Raw genomic sequence first — 16,086 nt, 5'->3', positions numbered from 1 at the left:
ACTCCAATGTCGGTCGGCGTACCGGCGGCCGCGCCCGGGTCCCCGGCGCGGCGGGCGGTCAGGGCGTTTCCCGCTCGCCGGCCCGGACCACGGCCGCCAGCAGGGCGTCGACCGTACGGGGCTCGGTGTCCGGGTTGAGCAGCGTCAGCTTGAGCTGGACGGCCTCGCGACCGGTGGTGGGGTCGGGAGCCGTCGTGCGGCCCACGACCGCGAGGCCCTCGCGGAGCAGGCGTCTGCGCAGCCGGGCGTTGACGGCGTCCACGACGTCCTCGGGGACGTCGGCGGGCACGTACCGGAAGACGACGGTGCTCAGGGTGGGGGGCGCGTAGAGGGCCAGGCGCGGGTGGGCGGCGATGGCACCGGCGGCGTGCCGGGCCAGGTCGTGACAGCGGTCGACGAGGGCGCCGAGGCCGGTGCGGCCCAGGGCCTTGAGCGTGACGGCGATCTTGGCGGCGTCGGGGCGGCGCGTGGTGCGCAGTGAGTGGCCGAGCAGGCTGGTGTAGCCGGCCTCCTCGTCGTCCTCGGGGTTCAGATAGGCCACCTGCCGGTCCAGCGGTTCGAAGGCGGCGCGCTCGCGGGCGAGGAAGACACCGGCCGCCACGGGCTGCCAGCCGAACTTGTGCAGGTCGAGGGTGATCGTGTCGGCGGCCTCCAGGCCGGCCAGCAGGAGGCGGAGCCGGTCGGAGAACAGGGCGCCCCCGCCGTAGGCGGCGTCCACGTGCAGCCGGGTGCCGTGCGCGGCGGCGATCCCGGCGATGCGCGGCAGCGGATCGACGGCGCCGAGATCGGTGGTGCCGGCCGTGGCCACGATCGCCACGGGGAGCTCGCCGCGGCGTCGCAGCGCGGTCAGTTCCGCGTCCAGCGCCGCCGGGTCCATGCGGTGCCCGGAGTCGGTGGGGACCGCGATCACGGCGTCCTCGCCGAGCCCGATGAAGCCCGCGGCGCGGGCGATGGAGAAGTGGGCGGCGCGGGAGCACAGGACGCGCGGCCGGACACCGGCCGGGATGCCGGAGCGGGCGGCGGAGACGCCCGAGTGGCGGGCGACGGCGTGGTCCCGGGCGAGGAGGAGCCCCATGAGGTTGGACTCGGTGCCGCCGGTCGTGACGACGCCGGAGGCCGCGGCGGGGTCGTAGCCGGCCAGACCGGCGAGCGCGGCGACGACGGAGCGCTCGACGGTGGTGGCGGCGGGGGCCTGGTCCCAGGAATCCAGCGAGGGGTTGAGGGCGGAGGCGGCCATGTCGGCCGCGACGGCCACGGCCAGGGGCGGGCAGTGCAGGTGCCCGGCGCAGGCCGGGTCGGCGGGGTCGGCGGCGCCCGCGGCCAGCAGGCGTGTCACCTCCGCCAGCGCGGCGGCCGCTCCCGTCCCGTGCTCGGGCAGCGGTGTGCCGAGCCGCTTCTCCCACCGGGCCGCGAGCTCGCCGGGGGTACCGGCCGGGACGGGGCCGCCGCGTTCGGCGGCGCCGTCGGCCAGTGCTGTGACGGCGGTGGCCAGCAGGGCGCCCAGCGCGGCGGGGCCGCCCTCGCCCTGGGCCAGGCGGTGCGCGGGGAACAGGGGGTCAGTGTGCGGCACGGGTGCTCGCCTCCAGGGCGTCGGTGAAGCGTTCGAGGACCGATGCGGCCTCCTCGTCACTGATGATCAGCGGCGGCAGCAGGCGGACCACACCGTCGTGCCGTCCGCCGAGCTCCACGATGAGCCCGCGGTCGAGGCAGGCCGCGCGAACGGCACGGGCGAGGCCGGGGTCGGCCGGCAGGCTGCCGAGGGGATCGGGCTCGCCCTCGGGGTCGACCAGCTCCACTCCGAGCATCAGCCCGCGGCCGCGCACATCGCCCACACAGGGGAACCGCGCCTGCAACTCCTCCAGCCGCGCGAGCATGCGGGCGCCCAGGGAGGCGGCTCGCTCGGCCAGGCGGTTGCGGGTGATGAAGTCCAGGGTCGCCGTTCCGGTCGCCATGGCCAGGGTGGTGCCGCGGAAGGTGCCCGCGTGGGCGCCCGGCTCCCACACGTCGAGCTCCTCCCGGTAGACGACGACGGCGAGCGGCAGGCCGCCGCCGATGGCCTTGGAGGCGACGAGGACGTCCGGGACGACCCCGGCGTGCTCGCTCGCCCACAGGGTGCCGGTGCGTCCCATGCCGGTCTGCACCTCGTCGGCGATCAGCGGGATCCCGTGCCGGCGCGTGACGTCGCGCATGGCCCGGAGCCAGCCGGCGGGGGCCGGTACGACGCCGCCCTCGCCCTGGACGGGCTCCAGGATCATCGCGGCGGGCGGCACGACCCCGCCGTTGGGGTCGGCGAGCAGCCTGCGGACGTACTCGGCCGCGGTACGTTCCCCGAGCTCGCCGCCGAGCCCGAACGGGCAGCGGTAGGCGTAGGGGTAGGGGAGGCGGGTGACGTCCGCGCCCGACCCGGCGACCCGGGCCTTGGCCGCGACGCCACCCGAGACGGCCAGGGCGCCGCTGGTCATGCCGTGGTACGCCCCGGTGAACGCGGCCAGGCCGTGCCGTCCGGTGGCGGACTGGGCCAGTTTCAGCGCCGCTTCGACCGCGTCGGTGCCCGCCGGGCTGCAGAACTGGACGCGTGCGCCGCGCGCGAGTTCGGCGGGCAGCGTGGCGAACAGCGCCTCGGCGAAGGCGTCCTTCTCCGGGGTGGCGACGTCGAGGGTGTGCAGGGGGCGGCCACTGTCGATCACCTTGCGCATCGCCTCCACGGCGACGGGGTGGTTGTGGCCCAGGGCCAGGGTGCCCGCACCGGAGAGGCAGTCCAGGTACGTGCGGCCGTCGGCGCCCTCGACGGTCATGCCCTCGGCCCGCACGGGGACGATCCGCAGGTGCCGTGCGTAGGTGCGCGCGGACGACTCCCGGGCGTCCAGTCGGCGCAGGATGCCCTGCCCCTCCGACTCTGTCACTGCCGGTACCGGCTCTGCCGAGGACATGGTGCGGGCACTCCTGATCGATGGGGGAACAGCGGAAGGGAAGGGGAAAAGGGGAAGGGGGCGGAGGGGGCCGGGCCCCCGCCGTCGTCAGCTCGCGGCGAGGTCGTCGTCGACGAGGCGTGCCAGCGTCTCGACGGTCGGCGAGGCGAGGAAGTCGCCCGGCATGACGTCGGCGCCCAGCTCGTCGCCGATGCGGCTCAGCATCTCCATCAGGTGCATGGAGTCGCCGCCGCTGCCCACGAAATGCTCGCGCGGGCCGATCGAGGCCAGGCCGATCACCTCGCACCAGATGCGGGAGACTGCCTCCTCCGTCGCGGTACGGGGGGTCTCCTGCCCGGGAGCAGGCTCGGCCGGGGCGGGCAGCCGGGAGCGGTCGAGCTTGCCGGTCAGGCCCACCGGAAGGCTGTCGAGGACCACGACGCGCGCCGGGACGGCATGGCTGGGCAACTGGCGGCCGAGGTAGCCGAGCAGCTCGTTCTCGTCCGGCGGCAGGAAGGTGGGAGAGGTGACATAGCCCAGCAGCCGCGTCCCGTGCGACGGGTGCCGGTCCACGACCACGGCGGCCTGGCCGACGGTCGGGTGGACGCGCAGCAGCTTCTCCACCTCGGCGGGCTCCGCCCACTGGCCGCGGATCTTGACGCGCTGGTCGCGGCGGCCGCAGAAGACGAGGTTCCCGTCGGGCAGCCGCCGGGCCAGGTCGCCGGTGCGGTACGAGGGCGTTCCGCCGGCGTCCGTGGTGAACGCCGCGGCGGTGCGCTCGGGGTCGTGCCAGTAGCCGCGCGCGACATGGGCGCCGCGCAGGACGAGTTCGCCGAACACCTCGGTGGGCCGGCCGGTGGTGTCGGTCAGCACGACCTCGATGCCCTCGACCGGCCGGCCGACGGGCAGCGCGGCGCGCAGGGCGTCGGCGGGCTCCACCAGGTGCTGGAGGGCCAGCGTGCACTCCGTCGGGCCGAGGCCGTTGACGAGCCGGGCGTGCGCGGGGAAGGCCGCCCGGAAGGCCGCCGCGTCCGCGCCGGTCGCCTCCTCGCCGCCCAGCACCACCACGCGGACGGTGTCGAGCGCGCCGTCGCCGTGCCCGGCGCTGGTCAGGTGCCGGAAGACGGTGGGGGTGCAGTGCACGACGGTCGCCCCCGCGCTCGCCAGAGCCGCGCGCAAGGAGGCCGGGGAGTGCGCGGACGGGTCCACGACCTCCAGGCAGGCGCCCGTCAGCAACGCGCCGAACAGGTCCATCACACCCGCGTCGAAGGAGTACCGCGCCAGCAGCGGGACGCGCTCGCCCGGGCCCAGGCGCAACCGCGTGGCGTAGGTCAGGGCGTGGCGCAGGACGTTGCCGTGCGTCTGGACGACACCCTTGGGCGTACCGGTGGTGCCGGAGGTGTAGAGCACGTAGGCCATGGCGTCCGCGGCGGGGGCCGTGACCTCGCGGCCGGTGCGGTCGACGGCGTCGTACGCGGTGGGCAGGGGGACGACGGGGAGGGCGGGGGCCAGAGCCGCCGCCCGGTCGGCGAGACCGGCGTCGCACAGGAGGGCGTCCGCGCCCGCGTCGGCGAGGATCGCGGCGAGCCGGGTGTCGTCCAGGCGGGGGTCGAGCGGCACATAGGCGGCACCGGCCTTCAGCGCCGACCAGACGCCCAGCACCGCGCCGGTGTCGTGCGCGCACAGCAGCGCGACGCGACCGGTGCCCTCCTCCGCCGGGGGCCGGGGCAGGCGCAGCACCACGGCGTCGGTGATCCGGTCGAGGTCCGCGTAGCTGAGCTCTCCCGAAGGGCCGCGCAGCGCCGGACGGTCACCGTGGGCGGCCGCGACGGCCTTGAAGCGGTGCACCAGACCCTCCGTCACCCCGGCGGCGGGCGGCGGGAGGTGACCGGCCGGGGCGGGGAGCGCCCAGATCCGGGGCGCGGCCACCGCTTCGTCCTCGACGGGCAGTTCGGCGACGGGCCGGCCGGGCTCGTCCCCGGCGGCGTCCAGCAGAGTACGGGTGTGCCGGAGCAGGCGGGCCGCGGTCGCCCGCTCGTGGAGTCCGGCGTCGTAGGCGAGCCGGAGGACCATGGGGGTGCGGGCGGTGTCGAGGGTGAAGGCCAGGTCGTACGGCGCGTCGCCGGGGCCGTCCCGCGTCCCGTCGTCCGCGGTGAGGTAGCGGAACGCCACGGTCGGCACCTCGGCACCGGCCTCTTCCGCCGGGCGTCCGACGGGTACGCCGGCCCGGCCGGCGGTGTCCTGGTGGAGACGGCCCCACAGGGCGGTGAACGGGGCCCGCGGGTCGAACCGGGCGTGCAGGAGCACCGGTTCGGGGCCGGTCGCGGGCAGGGCGGCCCTGAGGAGGAAGTCGTCCTGGCCGGTGTGGCGGTGCAGGACGGCGCACAGCGCGGCGAGGGCGAACGCGGCCGGGCGGTGGTCCTCCGAGGGCCGCAGGCGGTCGGCGGTCCCGGCGGGCAGCGCCAGCTCCTCGGTGGCGGGGCGGCGGTCCAGGCGGTCGGTGCGGGGCAGGTCGGCGGGCAGGTCCAGGGGCGCCGCGCCGGCCGGCGTGCGGAGCCCGTCGGCGGCTTCCGTGGTCGCGGACGGGTGTGTGCCTGCGGTGCCGTGCAGTGGCATGGGGGTTCTTTCGTCGTTCGTGGTGGCGCGGGCGAGAGCTGACGGCCGGTCAGGTGGTGAGGAAGTCCGGGTGGGGGTGGCTGAGGAAGTCGCGGTGGGAGATCTCCCAGCCGTAGGCCCCCGCCATCGGGAACACCACGATGTCCCCGGTCCGCAGCCGGCCGACACGGGTGGCACGGGTGAGGACGTCGGCCGGGGTGCCCAGCTCGCCGCAGAGGGCGACGGGCGTGTCCCGCAGCTCGGTCCGGTCGACGGGCCAGGGCCAGCTGTCCACCCCGACGACGGTGAAGGGGTGGTCGGCACCGAGCACCTTGGGCAGCCGGAACTGGTGGATCCCGCCGCGCAGGACGGCGAAGGCCCGCCCGTGGTTGTGCTTGACGTCGAGGACCTCGGCGCAGTAGAAGCCGTGCTCGGCGACGAGCGAGCGCCCGGGCTCGATGACGAGTTCGATGCCGGTGAGGGCGGCCGACCGGTCGTGGAGACCACGGGCGAAGGCGTCCCAGTCGAAGTGCCGGCCGTCGCCGGAGTAGTCGACGCCGAACCCGCCGCCGATGTCGAGCACCCGGGTGGGCAGCCCGTGACGTGCGCGCAGTTCGGCGGCCAGGGCCAGACAGCGGTCGACGAAGGCCAGGTGGGAGGCGGCGTCCGGGTTGTTGGAGACGGAGTGCAGGTGCAGGCCCTCGACGTCGATGTGCGGCGCCGCCAGCGCGGCGGCGGCCACCTGCGGCAACTGGTCCTCGTCGATGCCGAACTGCGTGGCCTCGCCGACCATCTGGTGGGTTCCGGTGACGAGCGGCCGCCGGGTGTTGACGCGCAGCAGGACGCGGGCGCGGGTGCCGGTGCGGCCGGCGACGGCGTCGAGACGGGCCAGGTCGGTCAGGCTCTCCACGTTGAAGAGGTCCACGCCGGCGCGCAGGCCCTCCTCGACGGCGGCCCAGCTCTTGCCGGGGCCGTTGAAGACCACCCGCGCGTCGCCGTCGGCGGCGCGGGCCTTGCGCAGTTCACCGCCGGAGGAGATCTCGAAGCCGTCGACCACCGGGGCGAGGGCGCTCAGCACCTCGGGGCGGGAGTTGGCCTTGACGGCGTACAGCAGGGTGCAGGCGTCCGGGAGCGCGGCGCGCAGCCGCCGGGCGTGGTCGGCGATGGCGGCGGTGTCGTGGACGTAGGCGCAGAACGGCTCGGCGCGCTCGCGCGCGGCGGCGATGCCGCTGTGGATCCGCTCGGCCACCCGGGAGGGCAGCGCGTGGCCTTCGTGACGGTGGGTCTGCATGGTGGGTGGGTGCTCCCGCACGGGTCACCGTCCGTGCCGCGGGCAGCGGCACGAACGGGCAGGGGTGGGCAAGGGGGGACGGTCAGTGCTCGGCGTCGGTGGTGCGGTCCCGGGCCGCCGCGGCCCGGTGCAGGGGGTTGTCGACGTGCTGGTACAGCTCACCGGCCGCGTCTCCCTCCAGCCGCATGCGGACGAACATCTTCTGCCGCAGGGTGGGGGCGCTGACCGCGGCGCGGTCGGCGGCGACCCGGGGGGCCAGTCCGGGCCGGCGGGCCAGCTCCGCGAAGGTCCGTTCGGCCTCCTCCCACACGGCGTGCCAGCTCTCGTCCTCGGGGACGGCGAACTCGTCGGCGAGCGTGGTGACGAACTCGGCGACGTTCGCGCGCAGGACGGCGTAGCGGAACCGGTCGTGGAGCTTGGCGGGGTCGTCCGTGACGGTGACGGAGCCCGGGTAGGGGCGGAAGCCGACGCCCGCCTCCTTCAGGCGGCCGGCGTGCAGGCGCAGGCCGGCGAAGTCGCGCAGCAGCAGCCTGGTGGGCCGGCCGTCGCGGACGACCACCACGGTGTTCTGCAGGTGGCTCTCCAGGGCGATCCCGTAGGCGGTCATCAAGGTGAGCGTCACGGGCAGCAGCAGGGCGAGGTAGTCGCGCAGGACGGCCCGGGCGGCGTCGGGGTGGCCGAGGCCGTGGACGCGGGCGTACCGGGTGACGAGGTCGGCGAGGATCGTACGGCCGGTGACGGGGGAGCGGGCGAAGAGGGCACAGCACGTCAGGGCCGTCTCGCCGGGCGCGAGATGGCCGCCGAGGTCCTCGCGCAGCAGCAGGGAGAGGTTGCGCTGCCGCGCGTCGCCGCGGCCCCGCTCCAGTTCGGGCCCGCCGGGGGCGGCGGAGGCGAAGCAGAGGCCGGCGAGTTCCCGCACGGGCACGGCACGGCGGGCGAGGCCGGGTTCGGCGGCGAGGACGCCGGCGAGGATCCGGCTCAGGGCGGGGCCGTTGTGCGTGGAGGCGGGCGAGATGTTGCGGCGGGTGGAGGTGAGGAGGACGTCGAGGGAGGTCTTGACGACCAGGCGGCGTCCGTGGGCGCCGGGCTCGGTCACCACGCTGCGTACGGAGGTGGTGGGCCGGGCCGGCAGGACGGTGTCGTCCGGCAGCGGGACGACGGTCCCGTCCGCGATCTGGTCGGCGTAGCAGGTGGGGAGGGTGTGGTCGGCCTGCCAGGGGTGGACGGGGTAGAGGTGGTAGTCGTGCGGGTCCAGCCCGTGTGCGGTCAGGTGGTGGCGGGCCCGCCCGTAGAGCTCGGGGAAGTGACCGGCGAGGATCTCGTCGGCGCCCCGGCCCTCCGGATCGGGGGTGGACAGGGCGTGGGTGGTGCGGACGGCCACCAGCCGCAGGTCGGTGCGGCCGGTGTTCTCGGCCGCGTAGCGCTGGTTCTCCGCCGGCCGCATGCCCTTGCGGACCCTGCCGCACGGGTGGATGTTGTGGCCCTCGGCGCACAGCCCGTCGGCCAGGAGGTTGACGGCGTCGGCGTCGGTGTCGCGGCCGAGGAGGGCGAGGAGTTCCCCGGCGTCGCGGGCGCCGAGGCGGCGGGCGGTGGCGGCGAGGGCCTCCGAGGTGCGGTCGACGTTGGTGTGGGAGAGGGCCAGGTTGGCCACCGAGTCCGCCACCTCCGCCGTGAACTCGTCCCAGGCGCCCAGCTGTTCGGGCGCCACCGTCGGCCTCAGGGCGGTGAGCAGGCCGACGGGATGGTCGATGCGTTCCCGGTGCCCGGCGGTGAGCAGGAAGGCGGTGGCCGCGGTGCGGGTGCGGCCCAGGTCGGCGCGGCTGACGACACCGACGGCCAGGACGCGGCCGTCGTCGACGGGCAGGAGCTGGACGGCGGTGGCGCCCTCCTGGGTGAGGACGCGCAGCGCGTCCTCACCCAGGAGCGCCCCGGCCTCGCCCGCCGGGTCCGCGCCGAGGGTGCGGACGAGGTGCGGGGGCCGGATCTCCTCGCGCAGGAGTGCGGCGAGGACCCGCGTCATGGTGCCGCGCCGGGCCCGCGTCAGGCGGGCGGGGTAGGCGGCGGCCAGCTCGGGGTGGTGCTCCGCGAGGTGGGCCAGCGTCCGGCGTTCCTCTTCGGTGACGGGTACGGCGGCCACCGGGGCGGTGACGGTGACGGACAAGACAGGGCCTCTCGTGCGTGCTTATGCGCCGTGGTGCAGGGGGTTGGCCACGCGTCCGTGGAAGACGATGCTGGGGCGCTTGGCCATGTCCCGGTAGCCGTCCTGGAGGAGCCGGTGGCGGTTGAGGCACAGCCGGTCCAGGTCGGGGGCGAGGAGGTCGAAGAGGGCGTAGCGGTCGGCCAGTTCGGGGAAGCGCTCCTGGTAGCCGAGGATCTCCTCGCGGACCATGGTCCAGAACGCGTCCTGGTCCACGCCGAGGTGCTGGTCGACGAGGTCGGCGAGGTAGCGGAAGTGGCCGACGAGGAGGGCGCCCTGGATGTACTGGCAGAGCATGTCGGGGGACTTCGAGCGCAGGGCATCGGCGACCTGCTCGGGCATGCCGGCGGCCTCCGGCAGGGGCACCTCGGAGACGTTGACGTCGTCGACGAAGTCCTTGACGGCCAGGCGGATGGGGACGTCCTGCTCGTCGAAGACGACGATGGCGTTCTCGCCGTGGGGGGAGAAGGCGACGCCGTAGCGGTAGAGGAAGTGCAGCAGCGGCGGCAGCAGGGCGCCGAAGAGGCGCCGCAGCCATTCTTCCGGGGACAGGCCGGAGCGGGCCACGAGCTCGCTGACCATCGCGCGGCCGGTGCGGTCGGTGTAGAGGAGGCTGGCCAGGGTGCGGGCCCGCTCGCCGGAGTCGAGGAAGGCCGCCAGCGGCTCCCGCCAGATGACGCCGAGCATCTCGCGGTGCTGGTACGGGGCGTCGGCCATGGTGCCCAGGAGGGGGTGCGGCACGGCGACGGAGGCGACCTCGCCCAGCAGGATGACACGGGTCTCGTGCCGCAGGAAGGCGTCGGCGTCCCGCAGCCCGAGCACCCAGCTGGTCAGCGTGGGGGCGGCGCAGGTGCGGGCGGTCGGCAGGCCGCGCCAGACCAGGGTGTTGAAGATCGACAGCGGGAGCTTGACGTGCCGTCGGCCGGGGGTGTCGATGTTGGTGAAGGTGCGGATGGACTGCTGGGGCAGATAGCGGTCGGGGCCGTCCCCGAGGGGGACGATGCGGCCCTGGGCGATCTCCCCGCCGAAGACGGGGACGACGGTACGGTCCCACTGCCAGGGGTGGACCGGCAGCCAGTGGTAGTCGTCCGGGTCCAGGCCGCGCTCGGTGAGCCGGGCGGTGAAGCCGGCCCGGGTGGCCGCGTCGAGTTCCTCCGCCAGCAGCCGCCCCTGGGTGAGCCCGTCGACGCCCTGATAGGTGGCCAGATCGCGGTGGACGGCCATCCACGGCAGCCGCGTCGGCTCCCGTGACTCGGGGGCGTAGCGGGCGACGTCGGAGGCCGTGAAGCCCATGCGCCCCTTGTTGGGGATCAGCCAGGGGTGGCCGGTCTGATGGCCTTCGAGCTCGGCGTACGGCAGGTCCGCGAGCTCGCCGACGCCCGGGGCGCCGGGGGAGAGGAGCCCGGTGTCGGCGACGAGCGTGGCGGTGAGTTCGCACACGAGGTGGCCCGCGGTGTCACCGGCGATGCCGAGCATCTCGTAGGTCTCGCGCAGGAACCGCACCGCGTCGTCGGCGTCGGTCTCCCGCCCGCCGGCCTCCCGGCGCAGGGAGGCGGGGTCGACGTGCCAGGACTCGAAGGCGCCGCGGCGGGCCTCGAAGACGTAGCCGATCCCGCCGGGGAGGTCGAGGCGGTAGGTGCCGGGTGCGACCTCGACCGGGGTCAGCAGCTGCTCGAAGGACAGCTCGGCGATCGTCTTGGCCAGCAGGTCGCGGTTGGCGGTGCGCCAGGCGGGGCCGGTGAGCGTGGCGGGTACGAACAGGGACATGGGTCTCCTCGTGGTGGAACGGTGGCGGCGTACGGCGTCAGCGCGTGGACTTCCGCGCGAACAGGGAGCCGAGCTGCCGGTCGAGGGACCAGGCGGTGTTCAGGTCGGGGGCGGCGATGCAGTACATGACGCCGTGGCTGCCGTCGAAGGCGTTGGTGAAGAGGACGCCCGTGCGGGTGGCCGGGTCGTAGGCGTGCCCGGCGGCGGTGAGCCGTTCGAGGGCGTCGGTGAAGGAGTCGACGGACCAGCCCTCGGGCCATACGCGTTCGAGGATGATGCGGTCGGTGCCGTAGCCGTCGCCGATGATCTTCTTGCCGAGCACACCGTAGATGTGGGTGGAGCCGGTGATACGGCCGTTGTACTCGGTGAAGAGCACCTCGCGGCGGGGCGTGACGATGGCGTCGGTGGCGCACATGCCGCGGTAGCCCATGGCGTGCAGCGACTCGCACAGCTCGCGTCCGCCGTCGACGAGCGCGCGCATCACCTCGGGCTCCAGGCCCACGCACGGCATGACCTGGCCCACGGCGTACGGGGCGGACAGCAGCTCGCCGTCGCCCGTCAGCTCCACGCCCTCGTCGGATATGCGGTACTCGGTGAAGTAGGCGGAGCTGTCGCGGTGGTACTGCTCCACCACGGGCCGGCTGCGGCCGCCGCCGGTGAGCCACTCCCAGCGCTCGTCGAGGTAGGCGCGTACGGCTGCGCGGTCGGGCACCGTCACCGCGCGGCGGGCGCCGATGGGGCGGATGCCGTCGGTGGTGCTGAGGATCTCGTTGCCGTGGCCGCCGGAGAGGAAGTCGTGCTTGACCATCACCGGCTCGCCACCCGCGAGGAGTTCGACGATGACGGTCTCGGCCACCTCCTTGCTGGTGGCGACCGCACCGGCGGGCACGGGGACCCCGGCGCCGCCGGCGAGGGTGCGGAAGAGGGACTTGCTGTTGGTCAGGGGGCCGCCGCCCTGGTCGACGAAGCCGTGGCCGGCCAGGGCGGACGGGGCGCCCAGGGCGCGCGCCAGACGGGCGACGGTCGCGTCCGGCCACAGGGAGAAGATCTCGGTGACCGGGCGGTCGCCCACGGCGGAGCGCAGCTCGGCGAGGAAGGCGGGGTCGGCCAGCCGGCCGGGGGTGAGCATGCTGTCCTCGCCGCCCGGCGGGACGACGACCGTCAGCGAGGCCCGGTCGACGCCGGTCAGCGCGGTGACATAGGCGAGGAAGTCCTCGTCGACGGCGGCGGGGAGCACGAGGACGTCCCCGTCGGCGGCGAACCACGCCAGGCGCTGGACCCACCATCCGGTCCACCCGCGATCGGTCCGTACGTCCTCGCTGAAATCGTTGCCGACAAGTACACGGGTCATGGGTGCTTCTTCCCCATCGGTCGGGCTCCGGCGGCCTTGACGACCGCCGGGGCGTTCTGGAAGCCCAGCGGCCGGTATCGAAGTCGCTCCGCGGTCCCCGGTGGATTCCGCCGGGTATACCGGCCGTTGCGACGGGCTTCCCGTCGTCACCTCACGGACCGGGCCGAAGAGAACTCCTCGATGGCGCGGCGAGGTAGGGACGTAAAGCGCCCGCGCTTCCGGGCGAACGCCACGGGAAGCACTTGAACGGGCTTCCGGCGTCCCCCTCACATTGCCAGATCCTTACCTTACAACGTGTCGGTAGATGGTCATGACAGGTAGGTGTCCATGGGATACTCATGACTGGCCGTGACCTGCTGACCAGGCATCACCTGCCGGGCCGGACCCCTCGCAGCCGGTGGCACCGAGGAATTGACGGGTGGTCTCGGGGGCGCTTAATTCACTCTCCGTCAGGAGTGGCCGACATTCGGTTTCTGGTAGTTTTCCGCCGTGCGCGCTTTTCTAGTACCGGATTCACAGACCCCTGACTGCCGCTCGCCGGTCCGCTATATTCTCCGGCTCGCCTCAGAATTCCGAATACCCCTTTCCCTGGGCATGGTCCACGGAATGGCGACCATGCTCGCCCGGGCCCTCGTCCCGGTCGTCATCGGACTGGCCATCGACCGTGGGCTCGTGGCCCATGACCGCCCTTCCCTGTGGCTGTGGAGCGGCGTCCTGTTCGCCCTCGTCGTTCTCCAGGCGGCCACCACCACGCTCCAGGAGCGTTGTGATTTCGCCGTCAACGCCGGGCCTTCCTTCCGCACCATGCAATACGTCAACCGGCACGCCGCCGTGCTCGGTGCCGATCTGCGGAAGCACACCTCCACCGGAGAGGTCGTCAACATCGGCACGGGCGACATCGAGCCCATCGGCCGCGCCCTCGCCGCCACCTCCCGGGCCGCCGGCGCCGTCGTCGCGATCGTCGTCGTCGCCGCCGTCATGCTCTCCTCCGCCTGGCAGCTGGGACTGACGGTCCTGATCGGCGTCCCGCTGATCGTGTGGCTGATGACACTCGCCGTGCGCCCCCTGCGGCGCCGTCAGGGCGCCCTGCGCAAACAGCAGGGCGAACTGGCCGCCTTCGCCGTGGACACCGCCACGGGCCTCGGCGTCCTGCACGGCTTCGGCGGCGCCGAGCGCTTCGCCGAGCGCTACCGCGCCGAATCCCAGCGCACCCGGCGCCTGGCGACCCGGACCGCGCGCACCGAGGGTGCGCTCGCCGCGGTCAAGACCTTCCTGCCCGGCGCACTGGGCACGGCCGTGGTCTGGCTCGGCGCCCACCTCGTCCTCGACGGCACCCTCACCGTCGGACAGCTCGTCGCCTTCTACGGCTACGCCGTCTTCCTGGCCACCCCGCTGCGCTGGCTGACCGAGTCCTTCGAAGCGCTCACCCGCGGCCATGTCTCCGCCGAACGCGTCTGCCGCTTCCTGCGAGCCGAACGCGAACTCCCCGACGGCACCGCCGGGACGACCGGTGACACCCCGGCGCCCGCGGGCCCGCTGCACGACCCGCTCTCGCGGCTGTCCGTCACCCCCGGCGCCTTCACCGCCGTCGCCTGCGCGTCCCCGGCCGACGCCACGGTGCTCGCCGACCGCCTCGGCCGCTACGCAGACTCCGGCACCACCTGGGGAGACGTCCCGCTCGGCGACCGCCCCCTCGCGGAGACCCGCGAGCGCGTACTGGTCCTGCGCAACGACGACCGCCTCTTCGCCGGCCCCCTGCACGCCGAACTCGACCCGCTCGGCCGCACCACCCGCGAGGACCTCCTCGAACTGGCCGACACCGCCGTCGCCCGCGAGGTCCTCGACGCCCTCCCCGACGGCCTCGACAGCCAGGTCCAGGGCGCCGGCCGCAACTTCTCCGGCGGCGAGCGCCAGCGCCTGCGCCTCGTCCGGGCCCTGGCGGCGGACCCCGAGGTCCTGCTGCTCGTGGAACCGACCAGCGCCCTGGACACCCACACCGAGGCCCGCCTCGTCCAGCGCCTGCGCGCCCGCCGCGACGGGCGCACCACCGTGGTCTTCACCAGCAGCCCCGCCGTCCTGAGCCAGGCCGACCACGTGGTGCACGTGGAGGACACCACCGCCGTCGCCACCGGCTCGCACCGCGAGCTGCTGGCCGACGACCGCTACCACTCTCTCGTGACCAGGGAAGGCGACCCGACGTGACCGTACTGCCCGTCGTTTCCTCGCAGGAGGCCCGGCGCCACGCCCGTCGCCTCGTGCTGAAGTACCCCGGGGAACTGGCGACGGTGCTCGGCCTGCACGGCCTGAGCACCGCGTGCGGACTCACCGCCCCGCACCTGCTCGGCGGCCTCGTCGAGGACGTACGCTCCGGGATCGACTCGGTCTCCACGGCCGCCCTGCTGATCCTCGGGTTCGTCCTGGCCCAGTCCCTGCTGCTGGGCCTGGCCGTCAGCAGCACCGCCCGGCTGTCGGAGAAGGTCGTCGCCGAACTGCGCGAGGAGTTCCTCGAGGACCTCCTGCGCCTTCCCCTCGCCCGGGTGGAGGAGGCCGGCGTCGGCGACGTCCTCACCCGCTCCACCCGCGACGTGGACGCCCTCGCCCGCGTCGCCCGCTACGCCCTGCCGAGCACCCTCGTGGCGCTCACCACCATCGCCACCACCGTCGGCGCGCTGCTGCTCACGGGCTGGCTGATGGTCGTCCCCGTCCTGCTCCTCGTCCCCGTGCTGTGGCCGGTCACCCGCTGGTACCTGGGCCGTGCCCGGGAGGGCTACCTGCGGGAGCGGACCACCTACGCCCAGGCCGCGGAGACCCTCACCGAGACCGTCACCGGCGCCCGTACCGTCGAGGCCCTGCGCCTGGTGCCGCGGCGTACCGAGCGCATGGACCGGGCCGTGGCGGAGACCTACGGCGCGCAGCGGCACACCCTGTGGCTGCGGTCGGTCTTCCTGCCCGTCACCGACACCGCCATCGCGCTGCCCACCGTGGCCACCGTCATCCTGGGCGGCCTGGCCTACGACCAGGGCTGGGTCTCCCTGGCAGGGGTCACCGCGGCCACCCTGTACACCCAGCAGCTGACCGGGCAGATCGACATCCTGCTCTTCTGGCAGGACAAGCTCCAGGTGGGCGGCGCCTCGCTGGCACGCCTGCTGGGCGTGCGCCAGGAAGCCGACCCCCGGCCCGCCGCCACCGGCTCCGGGGAGCGTGCCCCCGGTGACCTGGACCTCGAACTGCGGGGGGCGAGCTTCTCCTACACCGACGGCCGCGACGTCCTGCACTCCCTCGATCTGACCATCCGTCAGGGAGAGCGGGTGGCCGTCGTGGGCCCCTCCGGAGCGGGCAAGACGACCCTGGGCCGGCTGCTGACCGGCACCGACCTGCCCCGCGCCGGCACGGTCACGGTCGGGGGCGTGCCGCTCGCGGACATCCCGCGCTCCACCCTGCGGGCGGACATCGCCCTGGTCACCCAGGACCACCACATCTTCCGCGGCAGCGTCCGGGACAACCTCCTGCTGGCCTCCCCGGCGGCCGGCGAGGAGCGGCTGCGCGAGGCCCTCGAAGCCGTGGGCGCCTGGGGCTGGGCCTCCGAACTGGGCCTGGACACCCCGCTGCAGGGCGCCGGCGGCGACCTCGCCCCGGACCGCGCCCAGCAGCTCTCGCTGGCCCGTCTGCTGCTGAGCGACCCGCACACCCTCGTCCTCGACGAGGCGACCTCCCTGCTCAGCCCGCGCTCGGCCCGCGACGTGGAACGCTCCATGGCCGCCGTGACGGCCGGCCGTACGGTCGTCTCGATCGCCCACCGGCTGCACACCGCGCACGACGCGGACCGGGTGCTGGTGATGGAGGCCGGCCGGATCGTGGAGGACGGCTCCCACACCGAGTTGCTGGAGAAGGACGGGGCCTACGCCGCCCTGTGGCGGTCCTGGCACGCCACCGCCTGAACCTGCCTGTACGGCGAGGTGCCGCACACCCAGGAGGG

At 74.5% G+C, this 16,086-nt stretch carries 9 protein-coding genes; 2 read left to right on the top strand and 7 right to left on the bottom strand.

The annotated features are described in order from the left end of the window. Positions 1–58: 58 nt before the first annotated feature. The 7 genes from AF335_RS17805 to AF335_RS17775 form a co-directional block, all read right to left on the bottom strand. A complete protein-coding gene (locus tag AF335_RS17805) occupies positions 59–1,570 on the bottom strand; it encodes a pyridoxal phosphate-dependent decarboxylase family protein (RefSeq protein WP_244927072.1) in 1,512 nt (503 codons plus the stop codon). Then, positions 1,557–2,930: a diaminobutyrate--2-oxoglutarate transaminase family protein gene (locus AF335_RS17800; protein ID WP_102919388.1), complete on the bottom strand. Its 1,374-nt coding sequence runs from the start codon at positions 2,928–2,930 to the stop codon at positions 1,557–1,559. Before AF335_RS17800 ends, AF335_RS17805 begins: the two co-directional genes overlap by 14 nt. 87 nt (positions 2,931–3,017) lie before the next feature. Beyond that, complete coding sequence (locus AF335_RS17795) at positions 3,018–5,525, bottom strand: amino acid adenylation domain-containing protein (RefSeq protein WP_102919387.1); 2,508 nt, start codon at positions 5,523–5,525, stop codon at positions 3,018–3,020. A 49-nt stretch (positions 5,526–5,574) separates the two neighbouring features. Further along, entirely contained in the window at positions 5,575–6,795 is a 1,221-nt protein-coding gene (locus tag AF335_RS17790; RefSeq protein ID WP_102919386.1) for a type III PLP-dependent enzyme, read from the bottom strand. A gap of 82 nt (positions 6,796–6,877) precedes the next feature. Beyond that, positions 6,878–8,956 (bottom strand): IucA/IucC family protein, encoded by a 2,079-nt coding sequence (locus AF335_RS17785; RefSeq protein WP_102919385.1) that lies wholly within the window; start codon positions 8,954–8,956, stop codon positions 6,878–6,880. Between the two features lie 21 nt (positions 8,957–8,977). Further along, positions 8,978–10,759 carry an IucA/IucC family protein gene (locus tag AF335_RS17780; protein WP_102919384.1) on the bottom strand — a complete coding sequence of 594 codons (1,782 nt, stop codon included), beginning with the start codon at positions 10,757–10,759 and terminating at the stop codon, positions 8,978–8,980. A 37-nt stretch (positions 10,760–10,796) separates the two neighbouring features. Further along, positions 10,797–12,110, bottom strand: coding sequence for a preATP grasp domain-containing protein (locus AF335_RS17775; protein WP_102919383.1), 1,314 nt, complete (start codon positions 12,108–12,110; stop codon positions 10,797–10,799). Positions 12,111–12,599: 489 nt separating this feature from the next. Here AF335_RS17775 and AF335_RS17770 point away from each other — a divergent pair, with 489 nt between their 5' ends. Beyond that, positions 12,600–14,312: an ABC transporter ATP-binding protein gene (locus AF335_RS17770; RefSeq protein ID WP_324187923.1), complete on the top strand. Its 1,713-nt coding sequence runs from the start codon at positions 12,600–12,602 to the stop codon at positions 14,310–14,312. Continuing rightward, positions 14,309–16,048: an ABC transporter ATP-binding protein gene (locus AF335_RS17765; protein ID WP_102919381.1), complete on the top strand. Its 1,740-nt coding sequence runs from the start codon at positions 14,309–14,311 to the stop codon at positions 16,046–16,048. Before AF335_RS17770 ends, AF335_RS17765 begins: the two co-directional genes overlap by 4 nt. Positions 16,049–16,086: the final 38 nt, after the last annotated feature.

It is taken from the genome of Streptomyces eurocidicus, from assembly GCF_002891295.1.
In the GTDB taxonomy this organism is placed as follows: Bacteria; Actinomycetota; Actinomycetes; order Streptomycetales; family Streptomycetaceae; genus Streptomyces; species Streptomyces eurocidicus.
This window is presented reverse-complemented; position numbering and strand designations above follow the sequence as displayed.

Bases quoted from the DNA above. Each gene is read 5' to 3' on its own strand.
- AF335_RS17790 (WP_102919386.1), bottom strand. From the start codon at position 6,795: ATGCAGACCCACCGTCACGAAGGCCACGCGCTGCCCTCCCGGGTGGCC.
- AF335_RS17780 (WP_102919384.1), bottom strand. From the start codon at position 10,759: ATGTCCCTGTTCGTACCCGCCACGCTCACCGGCCCCGCCTGGCGCACC.
- AF335_RS17775 (WP_102919383.1), bottom strand. From the start codon at position 12,110: ATGACCCGTGTACTTGTCGGCAACGATTTCAGCGAGGACGTACGGACC.
- AF335_RS17795 (WP_102919387.1), bottom strand. From the start codon at position 5,525: ATGCCACTGCACGGCACCGCAGGCACACACCCGTCCGCGACCACGGAA.
- AF335_RS17800 (WP_102919388.1), bottom strand. From the start codon at position 2,930: ATGTCCTCGGCAGAGCCGGTACCGGCAGTGACAGAGTCGGAGGGGCAG.